A 24,365-nucleotide genomic window follows, 5' to 3' on the forward strand; every position below is an offset into this window, starting at 1 on the left:
GGAGTTTATGGAGCAGCCGCAATCACAGGCATGATTTGCGGAATATCCGGAGCAGCAATTGGACTTACGATTGGGGGGTTTATTTACTACGCAGGACTGATCGGCGGGTCGCGTTTTTGACTGGCGAATAGCGAATGAAAACAAGCGATCTTATTTTCAATCGATCTGCTTAGAAGCTGATTCCCGAGCGAAGCAAAAGTGTGTTATCAATCTTAATGTCAGGCACGCCGTTATCAAATTCAAACTTTCGGCCGAATACGTAACCAATCTCTGCGTTGAGCCTCGTGCCACTGGAACCAAAGCTTCCCGGCTTTTTAGGGGGAGTGGATTCCCATCCAAATACAAAGCGAAACTCGCGATAGTTGAGACGCTCTCCCAGTCCATTGGCACGGCGGTAGGCCCATGTGCCTCCCGAGAATCCGCCGCCTACATAGGCCCAGTGCTGACGCGACTCAGACTCGGATACGAGCAGAGAGATCCTGGGATTGGGTAGCATCAAATCGACTTTGAGCGAAGGTCGCGGCTGCCAGATCGCTCCCAGAACCGGCAGAACTGGAACGTCATTCTGACCGGTGGCGAGTGCCCCAAACGCGAAATTCCAGGTCTCATTGGGACGATACATGGCAAACATGCCGCCTCGTACCTGCCAGGCGGTACTGCCGGTATTATCCATATCCGATGCGAAGGCCCCATTCAGCATATAACGGGCCATCCATTTTTCATTGATCGGGCGCATCCAGGACATCCCCAACGAAAATTCATTCAGACTCTGTGGCAAATCCAATGCAGCGGGAGCGTCGATCTGAGTGAACGAATAGCCGAAATTGATGAACGGAGGCGGAGGTCCGAAAATCGGGTAGACGGGTATCTTCATCGATAAGTCATAGGAACTGATTGCGACTCCGCCGACCTCAGGTTCCCATTCGGCTGAACTGTCAAACCGCGGCCGCATGAGAGATTTTAAATCTAGTGGTCGCTCTGGAGAGGGTGTTTCCTTGTCCCCAGGATCAAAGAGTTCATCCATAGGGTCGTCCGAAGGAGGAATCACACGATTCAGAGGAAGACCATCTTCTACCCGTAAGCTGCGATCGATCGGCAGAAATCCAGCCAGAATAGTTCCCGGCTCTGCTGAAGAGTCTGTGTGTGCCTGTGTTTCAGACTGCGCGTATAGTCTCTGCTGGATACTGAAGACGTCTCCGAGAAGAGAGCAGATTAAAAAAAGGCGTAGCAAGAACATCTGTCGTCCGTGACATCAGTTTTGGTCGAGAGGAGAACGCAACGAGAAGAGCAGGTGGGTTGTGCAATGTTATAGTACAAGACAGGATTTTGATCGAGGAATTATTTCATTTTGTCATATTTACAACAAAAGCCCGTCTTTCTGTTTCACTAGACTCGCCTGTGAATTTGCTGTATCTGGCTCTTTTTTACTACCACGAAAAGCACGAAAGTAAAAGTGGGTGGTGGCAGTGTAATAAACCGAAGAGCATTCTCTATTAGCCGCAGAGCGTTAGCGCCGGTTGTCTCCCGACCTGCAGAAACCGCGACCAACTCTGTACGGCTCATGTGAAAGAAAGGGTGCCCCCGGATGTAATCCGGGGTTGTCGCAGACAACAGGAGACCACACGAAACGTTCATTCGCCGACGAACAGAAACTGCACGGCGTCGGCAATCACGTATTTTCCCTCGGTGCCGTCGGTGGAAATTTTCACCCAGCCTGCTTTCCCTTTGTCGAAGCGAAAGGTGCCCAGACTGCGGAACAGTTTGTTGTGTGCGGGGATCTGCTGCTGGTTAATGCGGATTGTTTTATCACCGTCGGCGTGGTGAATGGTCACCGGGGTGTTGGTCGATCTGCGGATATTGTAACAGTGCGAGAGCCGGACTTCGTAGCGGCCGGGCTTTGGCAGATCGGGAGTGAAGATAACCGCTTTCTCCCCCTTCCCTTTTTTCTGATCGTGCAGGTAGCCGAGACCGACATAGGGGGGCGTGTGCGTCGAATACTGCCAGACGCCGATCAGCTTTGCCTGGGTTTCATCGACGACGATACCTTTCAACTTCGCGGGGTCGACCACGATGAAGGGAACCAGTTCGGGCTTATCGACTTTGCCGGGGGCGTGGGTGTTGGCGACCGCGTCGGGGTGGGGTTTCAGTTTTGGCTCTGCTGCATGAACGGTAAATATTCTCATCAACATTAAGAACAGTAGTACCGTTGCTGGAGTCGCTCTCATGATTCCTGTATCTTCCCAATGGCCTGGACGATGGCCCCGACGCCGGTATGATTGGAACCTTCGATGATTTCGCGTTCCAGTTCTTCCAAATGACTGAAAGCCAGTCCGGAGACCTCTTCGAGCAGTAGTGCTTTAGACATCATCGATTCTATATCGGGAGGCCCGCCCGTGCCATGCTTTAACTGCCGGGGCGTGTAGGCTTCCAGCAGAAAAACACCACCGGATTTAAGACTCGCGGCAATTTTGCCGTGTATTCTTTTTCGAATCTTTTGGGGAACATGACAAAAAATAGAGACAATGCCATCCCACTGTTTCTCGCCGAGATCAAAGGTTGCCAGATCGGCATGGATGGTTTCGATTGAGGTCTGATATTTCTCAGCCAGCCGTCGTGCCTTCTGCAACCCGACTTCCGAGGCGTCAACGGCAGTCACCTGGTATCCCTGCCGGGCCAGGAAGACTGCATTTCTGCCTTCTCCTTCGGCGAGACACAGGACTTTACCTTTCGGTAAGCAGTCAACATGTTCCTGCAAAAAGGTATTAGGTTCTTCGCCATACACATAATGCGCGGCGCTGTATTTTTCATCCCACATTGTTTCTCTCCTATGTTTCAGCCTGGGAATTCACTGAAATCATAGCATGAAACCAGCGCTGGCCAATCAGAGGAAAATCAGGGCATACAGAAAACAAGGAAAAATCGGTGAAGAGACTGATTAATGCACATCAAAAGATTGAGGGTAATACCAGACATTTCGAAAACTGCCAACCCAAGAGTCAGACCTTCCCCACCTCTGCTTATATCAGGCAGTTGGCATCAGCACCTGGGGTTCCGGTTTGGCTTCGGGAGTTTCTTCAGCCAGCACGGTATCGCAGAAGAACATCAGCAGTTGTTTGAAGTCTTCGTTCTCGACGCTTTCCGCCAGTTCCTCGGCCCGGGCCCGTGATTTATCGACCAGGGCTTCGGCTTTGTTAAAGACATCGCAGTCCTGATAGATCTGACGCAGGCGACCGATGCGTGCCCCATCGCTGGGATGTCCCTGCAGAATAATATCTTTGAGATCGGCCTTCTGCTGATCGTCGGCGGTCTGGAGTGCCAGCGCCAACAGCAGCGTCGGTCGCATCGCCAGTGCATCCTGTCCGGAGATCAGCTTGTTATCGTCATCTCCCTGCCAGTCTTTGAGGTCATTCAGAATCTGAAAACCGACGCCAATATGCCGAGAGAAAGATGAGATCAACGCTTCATACTTGCCGACAGAACCAGTCATACGAATGCCGGCATAGAGGGCGGCTTCGAAAGCCGGTGATGTTTTGAGAGCGTAGATCTGCAACGCGTCGAGCGGTGCCAGCTCGAAGGTCTCGCTCTCCTGCCAGGCCATTTCGGCTCCCTGCCCTTCGCAAAGTTTGATATGGGCGGCAGACATCTTTTCGATCAGGTCGGAGGCGGCTTCGGCTCCGATATCGGCCCGGGCCTCATTCAGCAGCCGATAGCCCACACCAATCAGGTAGTCGCCGATATTGATGGCCATGCCCGTGCCATGCTGACGATGCAGGGTTTCGCGACCGTAACGGTACTGGTCATCGTCTTCGATGTCATCGTGAATCAGTGAAGCCTTGTGGAAGACTTCAATGGCCATGGCAGCTTTCTGCACGCCCAGTGGATAGGTGGTCTCTGCTGCTTCATCAGACTGCTGTGCTTTGATGAGCGCATCGTAAGCGGCCAGCGTGATAAAGGGACGGAACCGTTTTCCGCCATGCTTGAGCCAATCGTAGGAAATCGCTTCGGTCTTACCCAGTGGAGTTCGAGCCGCGGCTTCGGATTTGGTACGCAGCGGAGGCAGAACCTGATCGAAGTTATCTTCAAACAGCGCATTGGCGGCACGCATGGTAGGCAGATAGCTGCGGGTCAGCGGCTGTTCCAGAGGACGATATTCTTCCAGGACTTCCCAGATCCAGGGTTCATCCATTTTCGTGTTTTTACAGTCGCCGGAATGCAGGGGAACCGCGTAGGACGGAACACCGGCGATGAGGACTTTATCGATTGATTTTTCCAGGACGTTCAGACAGGCGACACCCAGAATGCCATCCACGTAACCGCCGACGATGATCTTGAGGACGACGGGTGAGCCTTCTGCAACGAGTACTTTGTATCCCAGCTGTTCGGCTCTGACTTTGTAGTCGGCGATCGAACACGCGCCGCACTTTTCACAATCGAGGCCGAACTCATCGTATTCTGCGGGACAACCTTCGGCGTGCTTCAGGCAGTGAGGCAACAGCAGGAGGCGGCGTTCGAAAGGAATCGCCAGGAACTGTCGTTTCCAGAAAAAGTTTCCAATCAGGACCATCATGAAGCCCAGAAACTTTTCGGGCTGATCCAGCTGTTCCAGCAATTCGCGGGACCAGGCTTCCAGCGTTGTTTTGTTGAAGGGATTAGAACAGTCGAGCGTCTCGACGAACTTTTCCGCTTCGGCTTTCATTTCTTCGCGCAGCGCAGAGGTTTCCGGTACCGCTTTCAGATGGCTGGTACTCTGGCGTTTTCTTTTGACCGGTTTTTTGTTATCGGAAGAGTGTACTTCAGCTTTGCTTGAGCCGGGTACAATTTTATCTTCAGAACTTTCCTGGTCTAAAGGTGCAATGGACACGGAACACTCCTCTATGGTTAGTAACTCAATCGAGCGATCGTTGATGGATTGAATTCAAATGGGGTTGGAAACAGGATGTATCTACTTTTCCTTAGCGCTCATTATAGGGTAATCTTCGTCTTCAAGCGACAATCTTAAATTGCCATCCGCAGATTTTTTCAAAACGGCTTCCACACGGTGCAGGGCTGAAACAGTGAAGACAATTGGATAAAGTTGTTCGAAATACCAGAGTTTGGCAAAGTAAAAGCCGATCGGCGTTGTTTCTGTATAGGTGCCTGACTCAACCCGCTCCAGCAGCCAGTTGAGCCCCTGGGCGACTACGGGGTCCTCAAGTTCCAGCCCCACCATCAGCAGAGTATCCACGGCAAGTGCCGTCTCTTCCACGCTGGAAGGGGCACCGGTTGCGCCGCCCCAACCGCCATCGAGATTCTGGACGGATTTCAGAAACAGGATTCCCTGCTCTGCCTGATTAGACTCACGTTCTGTTCCTTTGGCATAGGCGGCCAGAACCCGCGCCGTTCCGTAAACCGGATTTTCATCATTCTCGACGTGCTGATTTCCGAACCAGAGTGGCAGCCAGGAACCGTCATTGCGTTGGACCGTCGCCAGATACTGAAAGCAGCGTCTGACAGCGCGCTCTACTCGAAGTCGTAAATCGGTTTCTTCTGAGTGAGGATCTGTCTTCAACCAGGCCTGCAATGCGCGAATTACATGTGCCGAAATATCAGCGGCACTCTGATCAAAGGGGAGTGCGCCCCAGCCTCGACAGAATGTCGGCCAGCCCCCATTACTGTTCTGCAGGTCGAGCAGCCAGCGAACACCGTTTCGAAGTGCCGTTTGCAAATCGCCAGCCTGTTGTGCATCGGGTTCTTCCGGTTGAAGATTTAATAACGCCAGGAGTGCACCAGGGGTGTCGTCGCCATCAGGTACGCCACCAGGCAAATCGGTCCATGCCCAGCCTCCAGGCTCTGCAGAAGTGTAGGGATGCAATTCTTTGTACTGCTGCTGCAGCAGCCACTCGCGAATGGGTGCTTTCTCAAATTCCGAGAGTGTTCCCTCAATGGCATTCACTGATAGCGTCGTCGTCCAGGTGGCGAGGTTGGTATCAATGGGCCAGCTCCCGTCGGGTCTGACCGAGTCGAGCAGAAACTGCAGTCCTTTCTGCACGACGGGGTGATCGGTCAACCCCATGCCTGCCAGACTCATGGTGACAAAACTGGTCAGCGGTGCTGCTTCCAGAAATCCGCCGTTTGTGGGTTGGATGGAAATCAGTTTTTTCAGGCTGCGTTTGACTGAGAGATTTCGAATGAGCCTCGTGATCGGGTTACGTGGTTTGCGAAAGTGGTGTCTGACCTGTCCAATGGCGATCAGCGCGGGTAATGCATAGCTGACAACAGGCAGGCGCACCGTTTTATAGAATCGTGCCGGCAGACAGGCAAGTTCGAAGGGAAGTGCGGGGATCGTCTTCCATTTGACGAGCCCGGCCAGGGCGCAATGGGTCAGAATCGGAACCGAGAAGGTTTTGTCTTTTCCGTAGCGCGCGACGACCGCTTCCACTCCCCCCACGCGGTCGATGTACTGTCGGGCGTTAACGACATGCGCGACGTACTTTTCTGTATTTTTTGTCGCGTGGAAGACAGCATGACAGAGCATCGAAGTAGAAATATTACTGAAGCTTTTGACAGTGTCTCCCCAGCCGCCATCCTCGTTCTGATGCTCAGCCAGCCAGCGGATACCGTTATCAATATAGGTATTGAGAGAAACATCGTCGGCAGGTCTTTTCCGGCGGATCATCTCAAGCGCCATGATGGCGGTCGCAGTGGAAAGTGCCGACGTGGAAAGTTCCCCTGTCCAGTGGCCGGCCTTGTTACGAAAAGACAATAATTCCGCACGTGACCGCTGGTACGCTGCCTGAACTCGCTGGCAGGGGATTGTCTCAGTCATACAGGTCTCTATGATACGAGGGTCAGGATTATACTCTGGCGTTTATAAATCGAGGGCATCAAGACTATCGATCAGATCGTCCAGCTCATCACTGGTCTCTTGCGATATCTTTGTGCGTTGGGGAATGCCGACTGACATACCGACGGCATTGCGACCTTCGGCGACGAGTTCAACATCTCTTTCTCTGGCAGCCATCTCGAGCGCGTCGGGGGCACCAAAAAGTTTGGAAAGATCAATTTTGAGACCGGCGACTTCACCATCTGCACCGGCAATACCCGGGGTTTTGTGACCGGGAAAGATTATTGCGTTTTCGGGACAGACACGGCTGCAGGCCGGGCAGCCTTTCTTGCAGCTATCCTGTTCTTCCACCAGAATCTGACCGCCCTGATCAACGCCATACACACCAAACAGACAGAAGTCGATACACTCCATGCAGTTGGTACACAAGCCATAATCGATAACCGGGTACCAGCGACGTTTGGTGGGCTCCAACTGTGGTGTTTCTTCTACTTTGGTGTTGTTTTTCTGTCCCTGAAGGATATCCAGTGGTTTGAGATATTTCTCAATCTGGGCAGGTCGCGGGCTCTGCTGAATCATATCCATCAGCTGGAAGGTCTGAACCTGTGCCTCACTCGTAAGGCGTTTGATTTCATTCAGGTAATCATCGGGACTGGAACTGACGCGCAAGTCGATGGAATAAATTTTGCGATCGGGAATACTCTTCTGTCGCTCAGGATTTTCGAAGGGGGGCGCCTTTTCCTTCTGTGCTTCCTCTTCGTCTTCATCGACTTCCTCTTTGAGCAGGACAAGGCCTTCCGTGCCACGGACTCCCAGCCGATCCAGGATCCAGTGATTCGCACGGGGATAGAGCCAGGAGAGAAATACTAAATCACCGCGCAACGCCTGCAGAAACAGTGTTCCGGTATGATCGGCAGTGAGATCGTAGAGATGGGGAACCAGAGAAACTTCGACATCAGGTTCCATCAGGAGCGCCGCTGCCAGCGATTCTTCCAGCTCACGTTTGGCGGGATTTTTCCCCTGAGCCTGCGAGATCACCACTGTCAATTTTTTATCAGCCATTCCGTAAACCTTTTTCAACATGAAACAACAGCACTGCAGTACTGAACCGTTTTAGTTGAGTTGTCCCTTAATAATGCGCTGGGTCTGTTCCCAGCCGTCATCTAATACTTGCAGATATTCAGCAGGCGTCAACCATTGTGCATCAGCTTCCATTTCAAACAACCAGCCTTTATCGTAGTTATCCGCCTGATTGATGGCAGAGGGATCATTTAATAATTCCTCATTAAATTCCAGAATCCTGCCGCCGGCGGGAACATAGAGATCAGACAGTGCTTTCGAACTTTCGATCTCACCAATCTTCTGCTTCTCCTGTACATTCGTAAATGGATCGATAAACCAGTCCAGAAAATAGACATCCTGCAGTAACCGAACCGAGTAGGCAGTAAACCCCACGCGCCAGTGGTCAGCAGTCTGCTGAAACCACAGGTGTGATTTACTATAAACACGGTCCTGAGGAATTCGGGCTTCGAAATTCCCCATCATAAAGACAAGATCGTCAGGCATGATTCAATTTGCTGGGGGTCAGTTTTGTTCTAAACCCAAGGTGAAACGGGAGTTTATCCCGAGATTCAGATAAGGTAGGAATTTTCGCAATATACACTACTTAAATAGTAGAAACAGTTTATTCACGGGATGCAAGCAGGATTCCGTCACGAATATCGGGAACGAATAATTTTCTGTTGAAGACTCCGCAGACTCTACACTGCACAGCAGATGGCAACTCCGCTTCTCGAATGCAATCTCAGGGTATTCTGTGAGCAGGGATCCTTTTTTTTATCATAGGCTGAGGAATGAATATTCCCTGCGGAAATAACGGCTTTCTCACATTCCTGATTGTACGGAACATAAAAATGGACAATCCTGTATGGCTTTGGTACCTACTTTTTAAACATAAAACTGGTACCATCCTGGTTGCCTCGAGTGATTCCATTCAACTTTATTTCCGATAATACTTATTTTACAGGACAGTATCTCATCAAAATTTATTTGACAGGCGACAATTCAATTGTACCATATTGTACGTACCTATTCTAAACATCACCTCAATCCCGGGAAGCATTCCAGTTGTTATCAGCCAGTGAATTTTTAGAGACAACCGCTCTGTCGGATGATCGCGAATCAAATTCTTCCCGCGCGAAATACGAACGCATCCAGGAACATCTCAAAAAACAGATCCTTGAAGGCGGTCTTCCACCTGGAACGGCACTCCCCTCTGAACAGCAGTTGGCAACCCTGTTTGAGAGTGCCCGCAGTACGATCCGTCAGGCCATGGGGATGCTCGAACGGGAAGGCCTGGTGAGCCGCGTTCAGGGAAAAGGCACATTCGTACACGAAAACGCGAACCAAAGACTGGCCAGCGGTCTGGATATTCTGGCGTTGGTGATCCCCGAAGTGTTTTCGGGCTATTACCCCTCTCTGCAGCACAGCTTTGAAGAATCGTCCAGCCAGACTCAGAACCAGATGCTGGTCTGCTGCACACGAAACAATATTGATAAACAAGGCAATGCGATCCTGCAATTGATCGACAACCAGGTGGGAGGCGTCGCGATTGTACCGGCCAGTACGCCACCAACTCCCGCGTATCAGATTCGCCAGTTGCAGAAAGCGGGAATCCCTGTGGTATTGTGTCACAGGCCTGTCGAGGGCATCACTGCGCCGCTGCTGGGACTTCCGTTTCAACAGATCGGCGGACTGGCGGGTGATGCCTTAGTGAAGCAGGGACATCGTCGCGTCTCTTTTTTCGCGCCGCACTGCACGCAGACAACCGATCTCTACCTGGAGGGTTTTCGCAAAGCGCTGGCTAACGTCAACTGTGAACTGGCAGCCGAACACTGCTACTTCGGTGCAGATGGCGCCATTGACATGCAGGAACTGGACAACGAAATTGAGGTGGCTCTGCAGCGAATCTTGAATCAACCTGATCGCCCCACCGCAATCTTCACCAGTTTTGACTCGATGGCGGAGCGGATTTACCTGCATCTGACAAGAATGGGTCTGCGAATGCCGGACGACATTTCCCTGATTGGAGTGGGAGATCAGATTCGACACAGTGTGCTTCAGCAACAGATCGCCTCGGTCACCGTTAACGAAACTCAACTGGGACATCGCGCGGTGGAACTGTTAAACCAGATGCGCAGCGGCGAACTCCCGATTGAAACGTCCGCAACCAGCATCATGCCTGCAGAAGTTTATACAGGAATGACACTGGGACCGGTACCGGAAATGATAAAACCACCGAACCAATAAACACTGAATCAGAAAGCTCAGTCTATCGCTTCGTAATTAAATATATCTTTATCTATCGCTGTCAGGTTTTGTACGTCTGCTTTCGCGCCATCTTCCGGGCGGGCCTGTGTAGTCACTTTAAACTGTTTGAGAGGGACCAAAGATGAAACACTCCATCTTTAAGAATCGCGGATTCACGCTCATCGAACTCCTGGTTGTGATCGCCATTATCGCGATCCTGATTGCCTTACTGTTGCCTGCCGTTCAACAGGCCCGGGAAGCGGCTCGCCGAAGCCAGTGTAAAAACAATCTGAAACAGCTGGGCCTGGCTACACACAACTACCACGACAGTCACAATGTATTTCCCATCAGCCACGGCGATACGGGAAATTCGTTCGGCTGGCGGGCCATGATCCTGCCTTATGTAGATCAGGGTCCCCTGTATAACAAAATCAATTTCAACGGAAATATTGTGGATGCCGGCAACCTGGAAGTCGCGCAGACCCCCCTGGGCCTGTATCACTGTCCCAGTGATCCAACGGCAAACAATGTGAGTGGGGGAAATCAGGTCTGGTCGAACTGGTGTTTCCCGGCCTCCTGCCCGGCCGCCTCACGCAATAATATTGCCGTGACGACTTACAAAGGAGTCGATGGTCGCGCTTTTGACCAGTCACTGACGGCTTCCCCCATGCCCCATGGGATGTTTGACCGCCGAATGGGACTGCAGGCGAGCGGAGGCGGAAACAGTCTCATCACTCCCAACCGGACCATGAAGATGCGTGATGTGCTTGATGGCACTTCGAATGTGCTGTTTGTGGGAGAGAATTCCCCCGGATTCCATGCCTGGTCCTCCTGGGCTGCCTGGCATTCTCCGATGACCACCGCTTATCCCATCAATCACCCGTTTGCGGTCTGGGGAAGCGCGCAGACGCGTATCAGTTCCGGCGCCCATGGCTGGATAGACGGCTTCGCCGCTTCCAGTTACCACGAAGGAGGAGCGCATTTCCTCATGGTGGATGGCAGCGTGCATTTCTTTAGCGAAAACATGGATTTTCTCACCTATCAACACCTGGGACATCCACAAAATGGCCTGCCGGTCGGTGGTTTCAGCTACTGAGTGACAGACATTACATTCGAAGTTGCTCAGGAATTCTGAGGGAGATACAGATGCTGATCATGCAGAAGCTTACCCGGACGGGACTACTCTTTTCTCTTGCCTGCTGGTGTAGTGGTTGTGGCGGTGGTCTGGATGAAGATCTGCCGGAAACCGTTGCCGTGAGCGGAGTCGTAACCTACCAGGGTAAACCGGTAACCGATGCGTCGATCATGTTTTATCCCATGCAGGGGCGTAAACCAGCGACGGGACGATCAGATACAGAGGGGAAATTCACGTTGCGAACCTTTGAGGAGAATGATGGCGCTATTCCCGGCGAGCATCAGGTGACCGTAAACGCCTATGAATCCACGCCGGAAGGGGTCTCGATGAAAAGCGCCATTCCGATCAAATACAGTAGCCCGACGACTTCGCCACTCAAGATCACAGTGACTGAGACAAACCCGGAAATCAAACTGGAACTGATTGACTGAAAACGGGAAGAAGTTTGCTCAGCTATGGCTGTCAGCCTGCAGTGTGGGATCACCGATCTGCAAAGGTCGGTTTACCAGTGATACCAGTACAAAACTGAGCATCATCAGCAGATACCAGGCAACCAGTTTCGAAAGTGAAACCAGTTGCCAGTGATGTTTCTGCATGGGGTAGATCCAGACATTAGCGTATGTCGCCAGGTTTTCCGCGAACCAGATAAACAACGCGACGAGCAGCCAGCCCAGCACCAGAGGCATGCGTCGATGGACGCGGTTCATTTTAAAATAGATCATCACTCTGCCAAACATCAACAGGCTGGCGGCGATGAGTGCCCAGCGAATATCGATCACGTAGTGGTGTGTAAAAAAATTGGCATAAATCAGTGTCACGAGCACGACTGTGCTCCAGAAGGGGGGGTAACTGGAGTAGCGAAAGTCAAAGATTCGCCAGACCCGGGCGATATAACTGCCGACCGCGCTATACATGAAGCCGGCAAACAGAGGCACATTGGCAATACCAATCTCAAACGGCTCCGGGTATTGCCAGGAACGAATGCCGTCCGAAGTTTTAAACAACTCCATCACCGTCGCGACAAAGTGAAAAATCAGAATCACGACGGCCTCGCGCGGGGATTCCAATCGAAAACAGAGCAGGAAGATCTGAAAGGCGACCGCTGCCAGAAACAGAAAATCGTATCGATAGAGAAAATCGATGGGATACCAGAACCGCGTGATGATCATCAAAGCCAGCAGAAAACCGCCGAAGATACAGGCTGACGCCTGCTTGATGCCGAACAGCCAGAATTCATGGAGAAAGGTTTTCAGGAGTTTCGATCCGTTCTGAGCTGAGAAACAAGGAGTATGATACTTAAATTCCTATTGTAGTGTACCGGCTGAAATGACACCACCAAAAAAGGGAGCAGACAATTTGCCTGCTCCCTGTTCGGAACCCGGGATGGCTCCAAGCCATCCCACGCACACTTCCGTTACTCAGCACTGACAGCAGCGATCTGCGGTGCCAGTTGCATATCAAGCGGATTCGATGCGGCTCCATCGCCACGCACAATCACGAAGGTGGCATCCGCTGCATCCAACAGAGGCAGTTCAGGCAGTTGGATGCGAACACCCAGATCATACCAGCCATAGATTTCCGCTTCGAAGTTCATGCCATTCAGAGACATCAAGACTTTACCTGGTTCCGGTCCCAGACCTTCACCGGCCAGATTGACCATTCCGCCACTGAAGACAACATCGGAATCAGCAGAGAACAGAGCCGGATCGACGGGCAGTACATCAACACGAGCCACGACAGAACCGTTGTTTTCTTCGAAGGCTTCTGGAATTTCCCGGTGTGAATCGATCAGCACATGCAGCTGTTCGAAGGGAACCTGATTTCCTTCTGCATCCAAAGAGAGCGTGCTGGCAGCGAACGGCAGACGAATATCGACGGACTGAATCTGTCCTGCTGCGATATTATCAACGCGTGTTCCTGCTTCTGGCACTCCGGCGACCGCTTCCCGTGAGTTTGAAGCCAGCAGCATGACGTTGAAAGGCTGGTTGATATCCACCACACTGTTGTTGCGGAACCAGACGCGGAACCGAGGTCCCAGCTCTTCTTCAGGATGACCGGAGTCAACAAAGCGTACTGCCAGCATCTGCAGGTCGAGTCCACTGTCGATGACGATTGGTTCAATATCCACCCAGGTACCACAGGTCACGATGGGGAGCGGCTGCCAGACGGGGCAGTCGTACCAGACCCAGGGAACACAGGGATCACAGATGATCGGACGACAGATCAGGGGACGAGGATCACAGATGGGGTGACACCAGTCCCACCAGCACCAGTCCACCCAGGCAGACCAGTGAGGGCTCCAGCAGTAGCTGGGGTACATGCCGGGTCCGGCGTACCAGCAGCCGAAGTGAGTGTGAGTGAAGGAGTTTGCCATGTTGCCAAACAACGTTCGATTTCTCCAACCGCCATGTTTGAGCAGATGATTATTCAGCTTTAACTGACGGGCGACATCGCCTTTCTTATGCAGTTCGAACTGCTTTTTCAGTTTCCACTGTTTGTTATTCTTACTGTTAATCAGAGCGTTAAATTTTCCGGCCTGCAACTGTTTATCCAGATTCAGTTTGAGTGGTTTGATACTATGGTTTTTGAAAAGATCTTTATTCAAAGGCACGCCATTTTTACCGAGCCATTTCTTGGAAGGACCAAACTGTTTCCCTTTGGAAAAATCTTTGTGACCAGGCAGATCTTTACCCTTAGGCAGTTTGCCGATCTGGTGCGGCTTTTTACCGGGCTTCTGAATATTATTTCCAGGTTTGAATACGTTGTTACCGTTTCCTGGCTTGAATATATCATTACCTTTACCAGGCTTCGAATCGAATTTGCCTTTCCCTGGTTTAAAGACGTTATTGCCAAAACCAGGTTGAGATGGCTTTGTGTTTTTTCCTGGTTTGGGCACAAACTTACCAGGACCAACTTTCCGGTCGGGAACCTTCAGGTTCGGAGTTTTACGATCGGGTACTTTCCGGTCCGGAATTTTGTGATTCGGGATTTTTCTGTCTGGTCTTTTGTACTCAGGAATTTTGAGATTGGGCACTTTCCGGCCTGGTACTTTGCGATCGGGAATCCGTGGATTCAGATGTTTTGTATCCAGCTTAATGCCGTTCTGTTTTCCAAACTGAGGCATTTTGAAGTCAGGTCGTTTTGTCTGCGGAGTCACTTTGAATGACTTTGAAGGTCGGCTGGCCCCTTTATGATTAACTTTGGGACTGACATTTCCGGAGAAGTTTTTGATACTTTTACCGGAGGGACGCGACAGACTCTTTGATGTAGAAGAGGACTTTGGGCGAGTGGTTTGGGGGCGTGTGAAACTTTGTGGCCGACTGGTTGAACGTTGTGGCCGAGAGGATTTTGAGCTGCTTTGGCTTTTCTGACTACTGCGACTGGAACTGCGGCTTTTGCGATCTGATGACTTATCAGCCGCCATCAAGGGAGCACTACAGATTCCCACTACCAGTGCCAATGACAGTAACATGCGAAACGGCCGTTTGAAGTAACGGACTTTATTCTGGATCATCATGACTCTCTCCCCTTTGGTTAAACCGTTGCTGCCCGCGTTGTGATGTGAACGGTTTAAGAGAAGAGCGTAATATATGCCAATTATATCGATTTGATGTCAGCGGAAGAGAGCACATCTCCTTAAAACATTTTAAAATAAGGAGTTAAGTTTTTTTACACCAGACAGACTGTCCAGCAGAGAAGTTTGTAAAATCCACACGAGACTGTTTTGCGCCATCAGAATGATTTCAAGTAGAACTCATTTTCGCGGCAGTGCGAAGAGAGTCTCAGGAATTTTCTGCCGCTTGTTTCAGAGAAGGATCGTCCTGTTTTTTCCGCCAGGCATTCAACTGGTCCAGAAGTTTCTCACGCACCTGCTGATGCACGGCATCTCCTGACAGGTCGTGTTGCTCCAGCGGATCATGTTTGAGATCAAACAGCTGCACCCGGTCCAGATGGGGGTAGTAGATGAGCTTCCAGCGATCTGTGCGGATCATTCGCTGGAAGTTGCGGAAGTAACAGTAGACTTCATCGTAGATGATATCCTGCTCTCCTGTAAGTACCGGCTTGAGACTCTTGCCTTCGACCGTCTTCGGAATGGGGACACCGGCCAGATCACAACTGGTGGGATACAGGTCGCGGAGGTAGCATTGTGCAGTCGATATCGAGTCAGCAGGAATACCGGGCCCGACCAAAATCATGGGAACATTAACCGTATGCTCATACATGTTCTGTTTGCCTCGCAGGCCATGACTGCCCATTGCCAGACCATGGTCACTGGAATAAATCAGAATCGTATTGTCCCACTCGCCTGATTTTTTCAATGCGTCTACAATTCTCCCGACCTGCGCATCGAGATGCGAAATGACTGAGTAATACAGGGAGAGATCGTTCTGCACAATCTGTTTTGTGCGCGGCCAGGGGAGTAACGCTTCATCGCGGCCATCAAAATTGCCATGATCAAAAGGATGCTGTGGCAGAAAGTTCGCGGGGACGGGAATTTTATTGGGATCGTAGTACTGCTCATACCCTATGGGCATTAAAAGCGGATCATGGGGTGCCGTGAAGCAGACATGCAGAAAGAACGGTTTTTCATGCTCTCTCTCGACGAATTCAATGGCGGCGTCGGCAAAGTGTTCGCTGATATTCGAAGTCAGCCCGACCCCTTTCTCGGGAAAGAAATGGCGTTCGTCATCCTGAAAGATCCAGCCGCGATAGCCTGTGACCAGTACACCATTGCCATCATACGAGGGAACCGCCCAGCGTCCACCCCCTCCGGTAAACAGACCCAGAGTCTCATCGTAACCACGCAGGACGGGTTTGCCATCATTGTGCCATTTCCCAACATACCAGGTGTTATATCCAGCTTTCGAGAGGGTCTGGGACCAGGTGGGAAGTTCCTTCTTAATCGGCTTGCCGAAATCCATGGAGCCGTTATGAAATCCACTGACTCCAGAAAGAATCTCAGCCCGGCTGGGAGTGCAGATCGGGTTGGCACACACCGCACGGGTGAAGCTGGTTCCCGCTTTGACCAACTGATCGAGGTGCGGGGTTTTAATGATCGGATTGCCCAGGGCAGCGATGGTATCAGGCCGCTGGTCATCACTGAGCAGGAAGACGATGTTCGGGCGAGTGGCTCTGGTATCTGCCTGCTTTGGGGCAGCGAAGCTGAAACCACAGAAACTGAGGCATAAAATAACCAGAAACCCACGAATCACAGTCGGCATTATCATCTCCCTTGTAAAGAAGAATTGGCAACTGAGGAGCCGAATTCGTCTTTCACTAAATCGGTATTACTGATAAGTTTTGCATCTCAAAATGAGTGGAAACCCCTCATTCGTTAGCTTTCTTTATCTATTCTGGACAATGTCGCCATGCAGGGCAAGCGTTATATCAGCTGGATGCTGGGAATTATGATACTGGCGTGGACCGGCTGGTCATTCTGGGTCAAACGCCAGGAAGCCATTGAAGTCGCTGAGGACAAGGCTCCCCCCAAGCCTGCTGCGGTCGTGAAACCACTGGATAACCCCATTCAGGTACAAAATGCCTCGCTGCGAGACGAAAAAGTGGAGGTGCTGGAATTGAACCTGGAGGTCAACCAGCGATTTCCGATGATCAAAACCGTAGAACAGAAGCTTTCTCAGGCTTCTGCTGCCGGCATTATCCACAGTACATCAAAACTGGAGCTGATCCTGGCGCTGACGGTGGAAGAACTGCGTGAAGACGGCCATAAACGGTTCAAAGTGCTTTACACTGGCGTGAAATACACACATGACATTGCCGGCGAACAGGTACACTATGACTCCAATCGCACTTCCGGACCGGTACCTCCGGAAGTTCAGGCCTATCAACGACTGGTGAATAACGGGTTTTCATTCTGGATTGGAGCCGATAACAAAATCGTGGAACTGGTGGGCTTTGATGATTTTATTAAACGCTGCCTGCAGAATACCGCTGCCAGCCAGCGGGAAACAGTCCTGGCCAAAATTTCGGAATCGTCGGGCGATGATGGTGTCGCCAATTTTATTGACGACAGTATTGGCCTGCTGCCTTACAACATTGATGAGAACCACAAAGGAGGCGCCATCCGCGTGGGAGAGACCTGGATCAAAACCCGCCGCCTGACGCAACCGATCCCGATGGTCCTCAAAACCGAGTATACGCTCCGCGAGTTAAACGACAGTATCGCCCGCATCAATATTGCCGGGGATATCGCCGCGTCCAAAATCAGCAGCCCGATTAACCAGCATGGAAAATCGGTTCAACTCTACATCCGAGGCGGAAAATCGTTCGGCTCCTGCCTGATCGATCGTAAAACGGGGTTGCCTCTCGAATCGAAAATCGAACGTTTCCTGGAAACTACGGTGAAGCTGGCGAGCGGCAAAGAATTCGAACAGCAGAAACAGATCGTGACTACGATCCGGGCTTTTCCCCATCAGGAAGAACGCCCACTGGGTCCCGCTGCGAAGTTGACCCGCCCCCGCAATCTGAAACCGGCAGCGAACTGAACCGCACGGTTTACACTGGTGCCTGATATTCATCTCCCCGCCATGTGAGACTTTTCAGTATGATGCGATTGTCTGCTGCTACTGGATCATCTTGAAAGCCATAAATAATCCGCCCGAAAGTGGTAATAATCGGGTGGGCAATGTCGAGAATCAGGCTTGAAGAAGTGCTGAACTTGGTTTGAAAGCGTCCCGAAACGCAGTTTTACGCAAGCGAAAATAGTGCTCAAACCAGAGTGGTTTTCTCAGCGAGAACACTTTGGCCCCTAAAAACAGGAGCTTTCGCAGTGCTGATTTGCCACCGGGATGCAGTCAGTCAGTAGAAAGAAATAATTTCTACAACACCAAAACACGGACGAGGTAAACCAGGCAGATTAGAGAAGCCGCTCAGGCAGCAGCACGCAATTCAGTAGGTTCTTCGTCCTCCTGATCAGAGGCGAACTGCTGGCATTCCTTCACAACTTCAGCGACATGCTGTTTTGCGGTCAGATGCTCACGCAGATAGCTGGCGACTTTGGAAAAGCGTGATGAGAGATACCGGGGACGCAGGTGATAGCGCAGGGCTGTTGCCTGGCTGAGAACCTGGATGGTCTGCTGATAGTTATTGTAATCGATTTTGAGTTCCCTGCTGTCACTGCAGGAAAAGAGCATTTGCAGATAAGGATCTTCTTTCGATCCGAACTGTACTTCCAGTTGGAAGCCACAGCTTTCCGCGAGCATCTTCAGGCTGGACGGAGTGAAATTATGAATGTGAGCGTAATGAAACATTTTACTGCGACGGGCAAACGGTGCCGCGATATTGGGACACTCCACATAGAACAATCCGTTATCCGCCAGCATGCCTCGTATGTATTCCAGGGCGCGGCGTGGCGACTTGAAATGTTCGATCACATGTACCAGCAGCACCAGTTCGCGGCTATGATCGCGAGGCTGTTCAAACAGATCCCCGCGCACTACGTTTGTCAGCAGACGCTGCTGCGAGTAATCCTGAAAGCCTTCACCCGGCTCGATTCCTGTCGACTGATGACCGTTGAGTTCGAATACTTTCACGGTACAACCGATGCCGGCTCCGACTTCAAAGACATCTGCCACTGGCTCGATATGTGGTTGCAACTGACGAAATATACGTTCGCCATTTTTCCAGGCACGCATCACTCTGCGATCCGAGGGGATCATTTCGCCATGATAACTCTGACGGTATTCTGTGGCGTAGTAGTCAGCGAGTTCCTCATCGGTTGGAATGTTGCCGTGCGCGACCAGACCGCAGGACTTGCAGATCACAGACTCCAGCGCATTCCCGTGCCGGTCCCGATCACCTATTTGTTCGAACTCAGTTCCTGCACACAGATCACACTGTTTTTGTACCATTGGGTTTACCACATTTATTCGCCAGAATTCAATGATTTCTATCGCTTCAGGCCCTTGAAACTCAAGCCAGCGGCAATAGAACGGGTCAGATTGGCGTGAACACTAATCGGAGCGGGAAATCAGGTCAAGATGAATCATTTTAAGGCTGTTTCCAAAAAGGATTTGGCTAAATAATCCGATCATCGGGGCCCCCGGAGATTGTGTTCGGATGAGAAATAGCCTGATGGGGTGCGATGCATTGTTTTTCCGGGCTCATGCATGTACCCTAATGACCATTGGACCGAAGAAATATTCAACAGGAATGACCCGGCCTACCAGCCTTCAAGCCGAAAGTATACAAAGAGTTAGGAAGTTTCATGTCTGAGGGTAAAATCAAAAAGCTGCTCGTCGCCAACCGTAGTGAAATTGCCATTCGAATTTTTCGAAGTACGCATGAATTGGGAATTCGCACGGTCGGTATCTATACCCATGAAGACCGTTATGCCCTGCACCGCACGAAAGCCGATGAGGCCTATCAGATTGGCAAGCCGGGGCATCCCGTGAAATCGTATCTCGATATTGATGCGATTATCACGCTGGCCAAGCAGAAAAAGATTGATGCGATCCACCCGGGTTACGGGTTTCTCTCAGAAAATGCGGATTTTGCACAAGCGTGTGAAGACGCCGGGATTATCTTTATTGGTCCCCGCGTGGAAACGCTGAAAGCACTGGGAGATAAGATCTCGGCTCGCAAAATTGCCGAAAAGGTCGGCGTTCCGGTTTTGGGGGGAAGTGGCGAAGCGATCGTCGATGCAGCCTCGGGACGAAAGACAGCAAACGAGATTGGTTTCCCGATTATTCTGAAAGCAGCGCACGGCGGCGGTGGTCGCGGGATGCGCGTGGTTCAGAAAGAAGAAGAGTTTGATGCGTCTTACGAACTGGCACGCAGCGAATCTCTCTCAGCGTTTGGTAGTGAGGATGTGTTCGTTGAGAAATTTATCTCTCGTGCCCGACACATTGAAGTGCAGTTGCTGGGTGACAAGCATGGCGGTCTGGTGCATCTTTACGAACGTGACTGTTCGGTTCAACGACGTCACCAGAAGGTGGTAGAAATTGCGCCGGCTCCGAATCTTGATCCAGCCGTCAGAGACGCGTTGTGCGAGGCGGCTTTGAAAATTGGTCGGAGTGTGAATTATGAACTGGCGGGAACGGTTGAGTTTCTGCTGGACGCCGATACGAATCAGTTTTACTTCATCGAAGTCAATCCGCGGATTCAGGTCGAGCATACTGTGACCGAAGAAGTCACCGGTGTCGATATTGTGAAATCGCAGATCCTGCTGGCGCAAGGGGCCAAGCTGAATGACCCGGGAATTCGCATCAATTCTCAGGAAGAACTGCAGACACATGGATTTGCGCTGCAGTGCCGCGTGACGACGGAAGACCCAACAAACAACTTCATGCCCGACTACGGACGCGTGGCGCATTACCGGTCTGCCAGCGGCATGGGCGTGCGTCTGGATGCCGGGACGGCGTTCTCGGGTGCGATGGTCTTCCCGTATTACGATTCATTGCTGGTGAAAGTCACCACGTGGGCACGAACCTTCAAAGATGCGGCGGCCCGCACGGAACGATGCTTACAGGAGTTTCGAATTCGGGGCGTAAAGACGAATATTCCGTTCGTGCTGAAACTGATCGCGCATCCGACTTTCCTGAACGGAGATTGTTATACCCGGTTCATTGATGACACGCCGGAGCTGTTCAAGTTTCCGAAGCGGCATGACCGGGCGACGAAGCTGTTAACGTATCTGGCAGAAACCGTCGTCAACGGCAATCCGATGGTGAAGGACCGACCGAAGGCAGTTCGGCGGACGCCGGCACCGGTGCCTGAATATAACAAAAAAGAACTGTCTCCCCCTGATGGGATGCGACAAAAGCTGCTGGAACTGGGTGCGGAGAAATTCGGCAAGTGGATTCTGGATCAAAAAGAACTGCTGCTGACCGATACCTCGTTCCGCGACGCGCATCAGTCGTTGTACGCGACGCGTTTCCGTACGCATGACATGCTGGAGATCGCGGAAGTCTACGCACATAACTGCCCTCAATTGTTCTCACTGGAAATGTGGGGCGGTGCGACATTTGATACATCGATGCGATTCCTGAAAGAATCGCCTTGGCAGCGATTGGCCGAGATGCGAACCCGCGTGCCGAACATACTGTTCCAGATGCTGATTCGGGCTTCGAGTGCCGTTGGTTATACGAACTACCCGGATAACGTGGTGCGTGCCTTCGTGAAAGAAGCCGCTGATGCGGGCATTGATGTGTTCCGCGTGTTCGACGCGCTCAACTGGGTGCCGAACATGAAAGTGGCAATGGAAGAAGTTCAAAAGAGTGGTGCGATCTGCGAAGCCAGTATCTGTTATACGGGCGATATTCTGGATCCTTCGAAGTCGAAGTACGATCTGAAATATTACGTCAACATGGCAAAAGAGCTGGAGAACATGGGTGCGCATATACTGGCGATTAAAGATATGGCCGGACTCTGCAAGCCGTATGCAGCCGAGCTGCTGGTGAAAACGCTGAAGCAGGAAATCGGCATTCCAATTCATTTCCACACGCATGACACAAGCGGCGGACAGGCGGCTTCGATTTTGAAAGCTGCCGAAGCCGGGCTGGACATTGCTGACGGTGCGGTGCCTTCGATGTCGGGTGGAACTTCACAACCGAACCTGACGACCGTTGTGGAAGCGCAGCGTTTTAAAGAACATCAGCCAACGGTTGAAGTCGAACACCTGGATAATATTTCCGAATACTGGCGTGCGGTTCGCAATTACTACACGGCGTTTGAGAGCCCTGTACTTCCCGCGGGTGCGAATTTGTACGAACATCAAATGCCCGGCGGTCAATATACGAACCTGCTGCAGCAGGCGCAATCGCTGGGGCTGGGTGATCGCTGGTCGGAAGTCTGTCATGTGTATGCGGAAGTGAATCAGCTGCTGGGCGATATTGTGAAAGTCACACCGACTTCGAAAGCGGTCGGCGATATGGCGCTGTTCCTGGTTGCGAATGATATCAGTTGCGACGAAGTGATGACTTCTGATCGGGACCTGGCGTTTCCGGAATCGGTGTTGGATCTGATTAGCGGACGCATGGGGCAGACGCCGGGCGGTTTCCCGGCAGATGTACAGAAGAAGATTTTGCGAGGTGAAGCGCCGTTAACCGAACGACCGGGAAGTATACTTCCGCCAGCCGATTTTGAAGACGCTGCCAAGGTGGTTCAGAAAATGATCAACCGCACGCCGACTGATCAGGAAGTAGTGACCTACCTGCTGTACCCCAAGGTTTACGAAGATTTTACGATACATCAAAAAGCGTATTATGATACGAGTGGCCTGCCGACATATGCGTTCTTCAACGGCATGGAACCGGAGGAAGAAATCTCAGTTGATATTGCACCGGGTAAAACGTTGATCATCAAATTCCTGGCGGTTGGTAAGCCACAAACCGATGGTTGTCGCACCGTATTCTTCGAACTGAATGGTCAGCCACGCGAAGTGGTGATTGTGGATAAATCATTGAAGCCACAAGGTGACACACGCCGCCGCGCAGACTTGTCTGATCCCAAACAAATTGGCGCAGTCATGCCGGGCGTGATTGTGTCTATAACGGTGAAAGTGGGTGGCAAGGTAAAAGCCGGCGATCAACTACTGATGCTGGAAGCGATGAAGATGCAGACGAGTGTGATTTCGGAGCAGGATGGCGTGGTAAAAGAAGTGGTCGCAGACGCGGGCACGCAGGTGGAATCGGGTGATCTGTTAATCGTGCTTGAGTAGACTCTGTTCATTGATCAACAAGTGTCTGAAGACTGGGTAATTTCCCCCATTAAAATCAGAGTGCGTGTTTTTACTACAGGTAAATACCTCAGACATGTGTAGTAAAAAACTGCAAAAACAAGTTCGATTTCAACGGATCTGTTTTGCTGTTAGCCGACCAGGCGCCATCCCATTTTACCCAGCCATGCCAGCGTGATCCTGGTCGGTTTTGCAAATCTAAAAACAGGATTCATTTTGCGACTATCGGCTAGAGAAATTCAATGCGGGCATAAATCTACGCCGATAGATTAGTTAACAGGTAATCTTTACCAGCCTTATTCAGGTCTGGCCCACTAACTTCTCTATCGGAACAAAAGAACAGAAGCAGTTTGCTATCTTTTCTTTGAAGTATTTGGAGTACTCGGCGAATGACTGGAGCGCGTCAATCCATTCAACCCCCTCATTTTGTAATTTCCAGTGAGGGAGAGCTTCTAGGTGAAGATACCCCCGAGAATCAGGAATTAGTCCGTCGCGTCGTTGCTTGTGTGAATGCCTGTGACGGGATCACCACTGAAGAACTGGAGAGTGGCATTATCAAAGACATGCGGAGTGTGATTGCCCAGACAGCACCACTGCTGCAGGAACGCAGTCAAATGACCGAACTGCTACGGCGTGAAATTCGCTCAGAAATGAATGCGCGCAATAAGAAGAATCAGGACGGTTGATCCACAATTGGGAATCAATTTGAGCCGCGCTTGATGTAACCACTGATGCGGACTTTCAACTTGCCGGTTGACTTATGCCCGGCGGGTAGATTCAGACCAATCATCAGCACGCCATCATCTTTCGGTGTATACTCTGCTTTTTCGCCAATCAGAAATGGCTTCCCCATCTTAGGTTTGCCCTTCTCCTGAGAGATTACGATTCCCATCAGTGCTCCAGTGGGAATTCCCTCTGCCAGCTCTTTCATGGCAGCTGCATGCGGTAAGCCTTCCACGCTGGTTTTGATGTCAGCGATGAAATCGTATGACCCGGCCGCTTGAATGCGAACCATTTTCCCTTTTGCCACCAGCCCTGCAGGTACGCTCCAGTTGCGTGCGACATCAATATCGAAATCAGAAGAGTTGGAACTCATCAGCTTTTCGTTAAGTTGCGTGATCATGGCCTTCACGCCAGGAACATCTTTTTGAAGACTCTGAATTGATTCCAGCATCTCGCGGGATTTTTCATAGTCTCCGGCATCAGAATATTTCCGGGCAATTTCTGCCGACTGTCTGATGAAGGTGTCGCGCAGTTTATCAGCCTGCACATTGAGCTGTTTGACATTCGTTTTTTTTGAACTCTGTGCCACAGCGGGTTCTGAAATCAGCAGTAATGACAGAGTACTTCCCAGTAACAGTAATTGAACATTCCGACCAGCTCTGAAATTAAACACGATTGGT

18 protein-coding genes are annotated in these 24,365 nt (G+C 51.2%); 6 read left to right on the top strand and 12 right to left on the bottom strand.

Annotated features, from left to right (window positions below; translation table 11 throughout):
* Positions 1-169: 169 nt before the first annotated feature.
* The 7 genes from Pan161_RS22950 to Pan161_RS22980 form a co-directional block, all read right to left on the bottom strand.
* Positions 170-1,231: a DUF6268 family outer membrane beta-barrel protein gene (locus Pan161_RS22950; RefSeq protein ID WP_145231082.1), complete on the bottom strand. Its 1,062-nt coding sequence runs from the start codon at positions 1,229-1,231 to the stop codon at positions 170-172.
* Positions 1,232-1,631: 400 nt separating this feature from the next.
* Positions 1,632-2,225 (bottom strand): golvesin C-terminal-like domain-containing protein, encoded by a 594-nt coding sequence (locus tag Pan161_RS22955; RefSeq protein WP_197995476.1) that lies wholly within the window; start codon positions 2,223-2,225, stop codon positions 1,632-1,634.
* Entirely contained in the window at positions 2,222-2,815 is a 594-nt protein-coding gene (locus Pan161_RS22960; protein WP_145231083.1) for an SAM-dependent methyltransferase, read from the bottom strand. The genes Pan161_RS22955 and Pan161_RS22960 overlap by 4 nt, the downstream gene beginning before the upstream one ends.
* Before the next feature lie 207 nt (positions 2,816-3,022).
* A complete protein-coding gene (locus Pan161_RS22965; RefSeq protein WP_145231084.1) occupies positions 3,023-4,861 on the bottom strand; it encodes a polyprenyl synthetase family protein in 1,839 nt (612 codons plus the stop codon).
* 81 nt (positions 4,862-4,942) lie between these two features.
* Positions 4,943-6,805, bottom strand: a complete 1,863-nt coding sequence (locus Pan161_RS22970; protein ID WP_145231085.1) for a prenyltransferase/squalene oxidase repeat-containing protein — start codon at positions 6,803-6,805, stop codon at positions 4,943-4,945.
* Positions 6,806-6,847: 42 nt separating this feature from the next.
* Positions 6,848-7,885, bottom strand: coding sequence for an ATP-binding protein (locus tag Pan161_RS22975; protein WP_232103432.1), 1,038 nt, complete (start codon positions 7,883-7,885; stop codon positions 6,848-6,850).
* A 51-nt stretch (positions 7,886-7,936) separates the two neighbouring features.
* The gene (locus Pan161_RS22980) at positions 7,937-8,389 is read right to left on the bottom strand and encodes a glycine cleavage system protein H (RefSeq protein WP_145231087.1); all 453 of its coding nucleotides are present in this window, start codon (positions 8,387-8,389) and stop codon (positions 7,937-7,939) included.
* A gap of 561 nt (positions 8,390-8,950) precedes the next feature.
* Here Pan161_RS22980 and Pan161_RS22985 point away from each other — a divergent pair.
* The 3 genes from Pan161_RS22985 (at position 8,951) to Pan161_RS22995 (ending at position 11,698) form a co-directional block, all read left to right on the top strand.
* A complete protein-coding gene (locus tag Pan161_RS22985; RefSeq protein WP_145231088.1) occupies positions 8,951-10,132 on the top strand; it encodes a GntR family transcriptional regulator in 1,182 nt (393 codons plus the stop codon).
* Between the two features lie 142 nt (positions 10,133-10,274).
* Positions 10,275-11,228, top strand: coding sequence for a DUF1559 domain-containing protein (locus tag Pan161_RS22990; RefSeq protein ID WP_145231089.1), 954 nt, complete (start codon positions 10,275-10,277; stop codon positions 11,226-11,228).
* Positions 11,229-11,278: 50 nt separating this feature from the next.
* Positions 11,279-11,698: a carboxypeptidase-like regulatory domain-containing protein gene (locus tag Pan161_RS22995; protein WP_145231090.1), complete on the top strand. Its 420-nt coding sequence runs from the start codon at positions 11,279-11,281 to the stop codon at positions 11,696-11,698.
* An 18-nt stretch (positions 11,699-11,716) separates the two neighbouring features.
* On the opposite strand, the gene Pan161_RS23000 is transcribed toward Pan161_RS22995, so the two are convergent.
* The 3 genes from Pan161_RS23000 to Pan161_RS23010 form a co-directional block, all read right to left on the bottom strand.
* Complete coding sequence (locus tag Pan161_RS23000; protein WP_145231091.1) at positions 11,717-12,520, bottom strand: DUF817 domain-containing protein; 804 nt, start codon at positions 12,518-12,520, stop codon at positions 11,717-11,719.
* Between the two features lie 161 nt (positions 12,521-12,681).
* Complete coding sequence (locus Pan161_RS23005) at positions 12,682-14,784, bottom strand: hypothetical protein (protein ID WP_145231092.1); 2,103 nt, start codon at positions 14,782-14,784, stop codon at positions 12,682-12,684.
* A gap of 265 nt (positions 14,785-15,049) precedes the next feature.
* The gene (locus Pan161_RS23010) at positions 15,050-16,489 is read right to left on the bottom strand and encodes a sulfatase-like hydrolase/transferase (protein ID WP_145231093.1); all 1,440 of its coding nucleotides are present in this window, start codon (positions 16,487-16,489) and stop codon (positions 15,050-15,052) included.
* A 147-nt stretch (positions 16,490-16,636) separates the two neighbouring features.
* Between Pan161_RS23010 and Pan161_RS23015 the strand changes: the two genes are divergently transcribed.
* Positions 16,637-17,770, top strand: a complete 1,134-nt coding sequence (locus tag Pan161_RS23015) for a DUF6263 family protein (protein ID WP_145231094.1) — start codon at positions 16,637-16,639, stop codon at positions 17,768-17,770.
* A 384-nt stretch (positions 17,771-18,154) separates the two neighbouring features.
* Here Pan161_RS23015 and Pan161_RS23020 read toward each other — a convergent pair whose 3' ends face one another.
* Positions 18,155-19,135 carry a class I SAM-dependent methyltransferase gene (locus Pan161_RS23020; protein ID WP_145231095.1) on the bottom strand — a complete coding sequence of 327 codons (981 nt, stop codon included), beginning with the start codon at positions 19,133-19,135 and terminating at the stop codon, positions 18,155-18,157.
* A gap of 356 nt (positions 19,136-19,491) precedes the next feature.
* On the opposite strand from Pan161_RS23020, the gene Pan161_RS23025 reads away from it, so the two are divergent.
* A complete protein-coding gene (locus Pan161_RS23025; RefSeq protein ID WP_145231096.1) occupies positions 19,492-22,944 on the top strand; it encodes a pyruvate carboxylase in 3,453 nt (1,150 codons plus the stop codon).
* 407 nt (positions 22,945-23,351) lie between these two features.
* Complete coding sequence (locus Pan161_RS23030) at positions 23,352-23,648, top strand: hypothetical protein (protein ID WP_145231097.1); 297 nt, start codon at positions 23,352-23,354, stop codon at positions 23,646-23,648.
* A 14-nt stretch (positions 23,649-23,662) separates the two neighbouring features.
* On the opposite strand, the gene Pan161_RS23035 is transcribed toward Pan161_RS23030, so the two are convergent.
* On the bottom strand, positions 23,663-24,358 hold the full coding sequence (locus Pan161_RS23035) for a hypothetical protein (protein ID WP_145231098.1): 696 nt from the start codon (positions 24,356-24,358) through the stop codon (positions 23,663-23,665).
* Between the last annotated feature and the right edge of the window lie 7 nt (positions 24,359-24,365).

This window comes from Gimesia algae, assembly GCF_007746795.1.
Lineage (GTDB): Bacteria > Planctomycetota > Planctomycetia > Planctomycetales > Planctomycetaceae > Gimesia > Gimesia algae.

Bases quoted from the DNA above. Each gene is read 5' to 3' on its own strand.
- Pan161_RS22955 (WP_197995476.1), bottom strand. From the start codon at position 2,225: ATGAGAGCGACTCCAGCAACGGTACTACTGTTCTTAATGTTGATGAGA.
- Pan161_RS22960 (WP_145231083.1), bottom strand. From the start codon at position 2,815: ATGTGGGATGAAAAATACAGCGCCGCGCATTATGTGTATGGCGAAGAA.
- Pan161_RS22970 (WP_145231085.1), bottom strand. From the start codon at position 6,805: ATGACTGAGACAATCCCCTGCCAGCGAGTTCAGGCAGCGTACCAGCGG.
- Pan161_RS22975 (WP_232103432.1), bottom strand. From the start codon at position 7,885: ATGGCTGATAAAAAATTGACAGTGGTGATCTCGCAGGCTCAGGGGAAA.
- Pan161_RS22980 (WP_145231087.1), bottom strand. From the start codon at position 8,389: ATGCCTGACGATCTTGTCTTTATGATGGGGAATTTCGAAGCCCGAATT.
- Pan161_RS22990 (WP_145231089.1), top strand. From the start codon at position 10,275: ATGAAACACTCCATCTTTAAGAATCGCGGATTCACGCTCATCGAACTC.
- Pan161_RS22995 (WP_145231090.1), top strand. From the start codon at position 11,279: ATGCTGATCATGCAGAAGCTTACCCGGACGGGACTACTCTTTTCTCTT.
- Pan161_RS23005 (WP_145231092.1), bottom strand. From the start codon at position 14,784: ATGATGATCCAGAATAAAGTCCGTTACTTCAAACGGCCGTTTCGCATG.
- Pan161_RS23010 (WP_145231093.1), bottom strand. From the start codon at position 16,489: ATGCCGACTGTGATTCGTGGGTTTCTGGTTATTTTATGCCTCAGTTTC.
- Pan161_RS23015 (WP_145231094.1), top strand. From the start codon at position 16,637: ATGCAGGGCAAGCGTTATATCAGCTGGATGCTGGGAATTATGATACTG.
- Pan161_RS23020 (WP_145231095.1), bottom strand. From the start codon at position 19,135: ATGGTACAAAAACAGTGTGATCTGTGTGCAGGAACTGAGTTCGAACAA.
- Pan161_RS23025 (WP_145231096.1), top strand. From the start codon at position 19,492: ATGTCTGAGGGTAAAATCAAAAAGCTGCTCGTCGCCAACCGTAGTGAA.
- Pan161_RS23030 (WP_145231097.1), top strand. From the start codon at position 23,352: ATGACTGGAGCGCGTCAATCCATTCAACCCCCTCATTTTGTAATTTCC.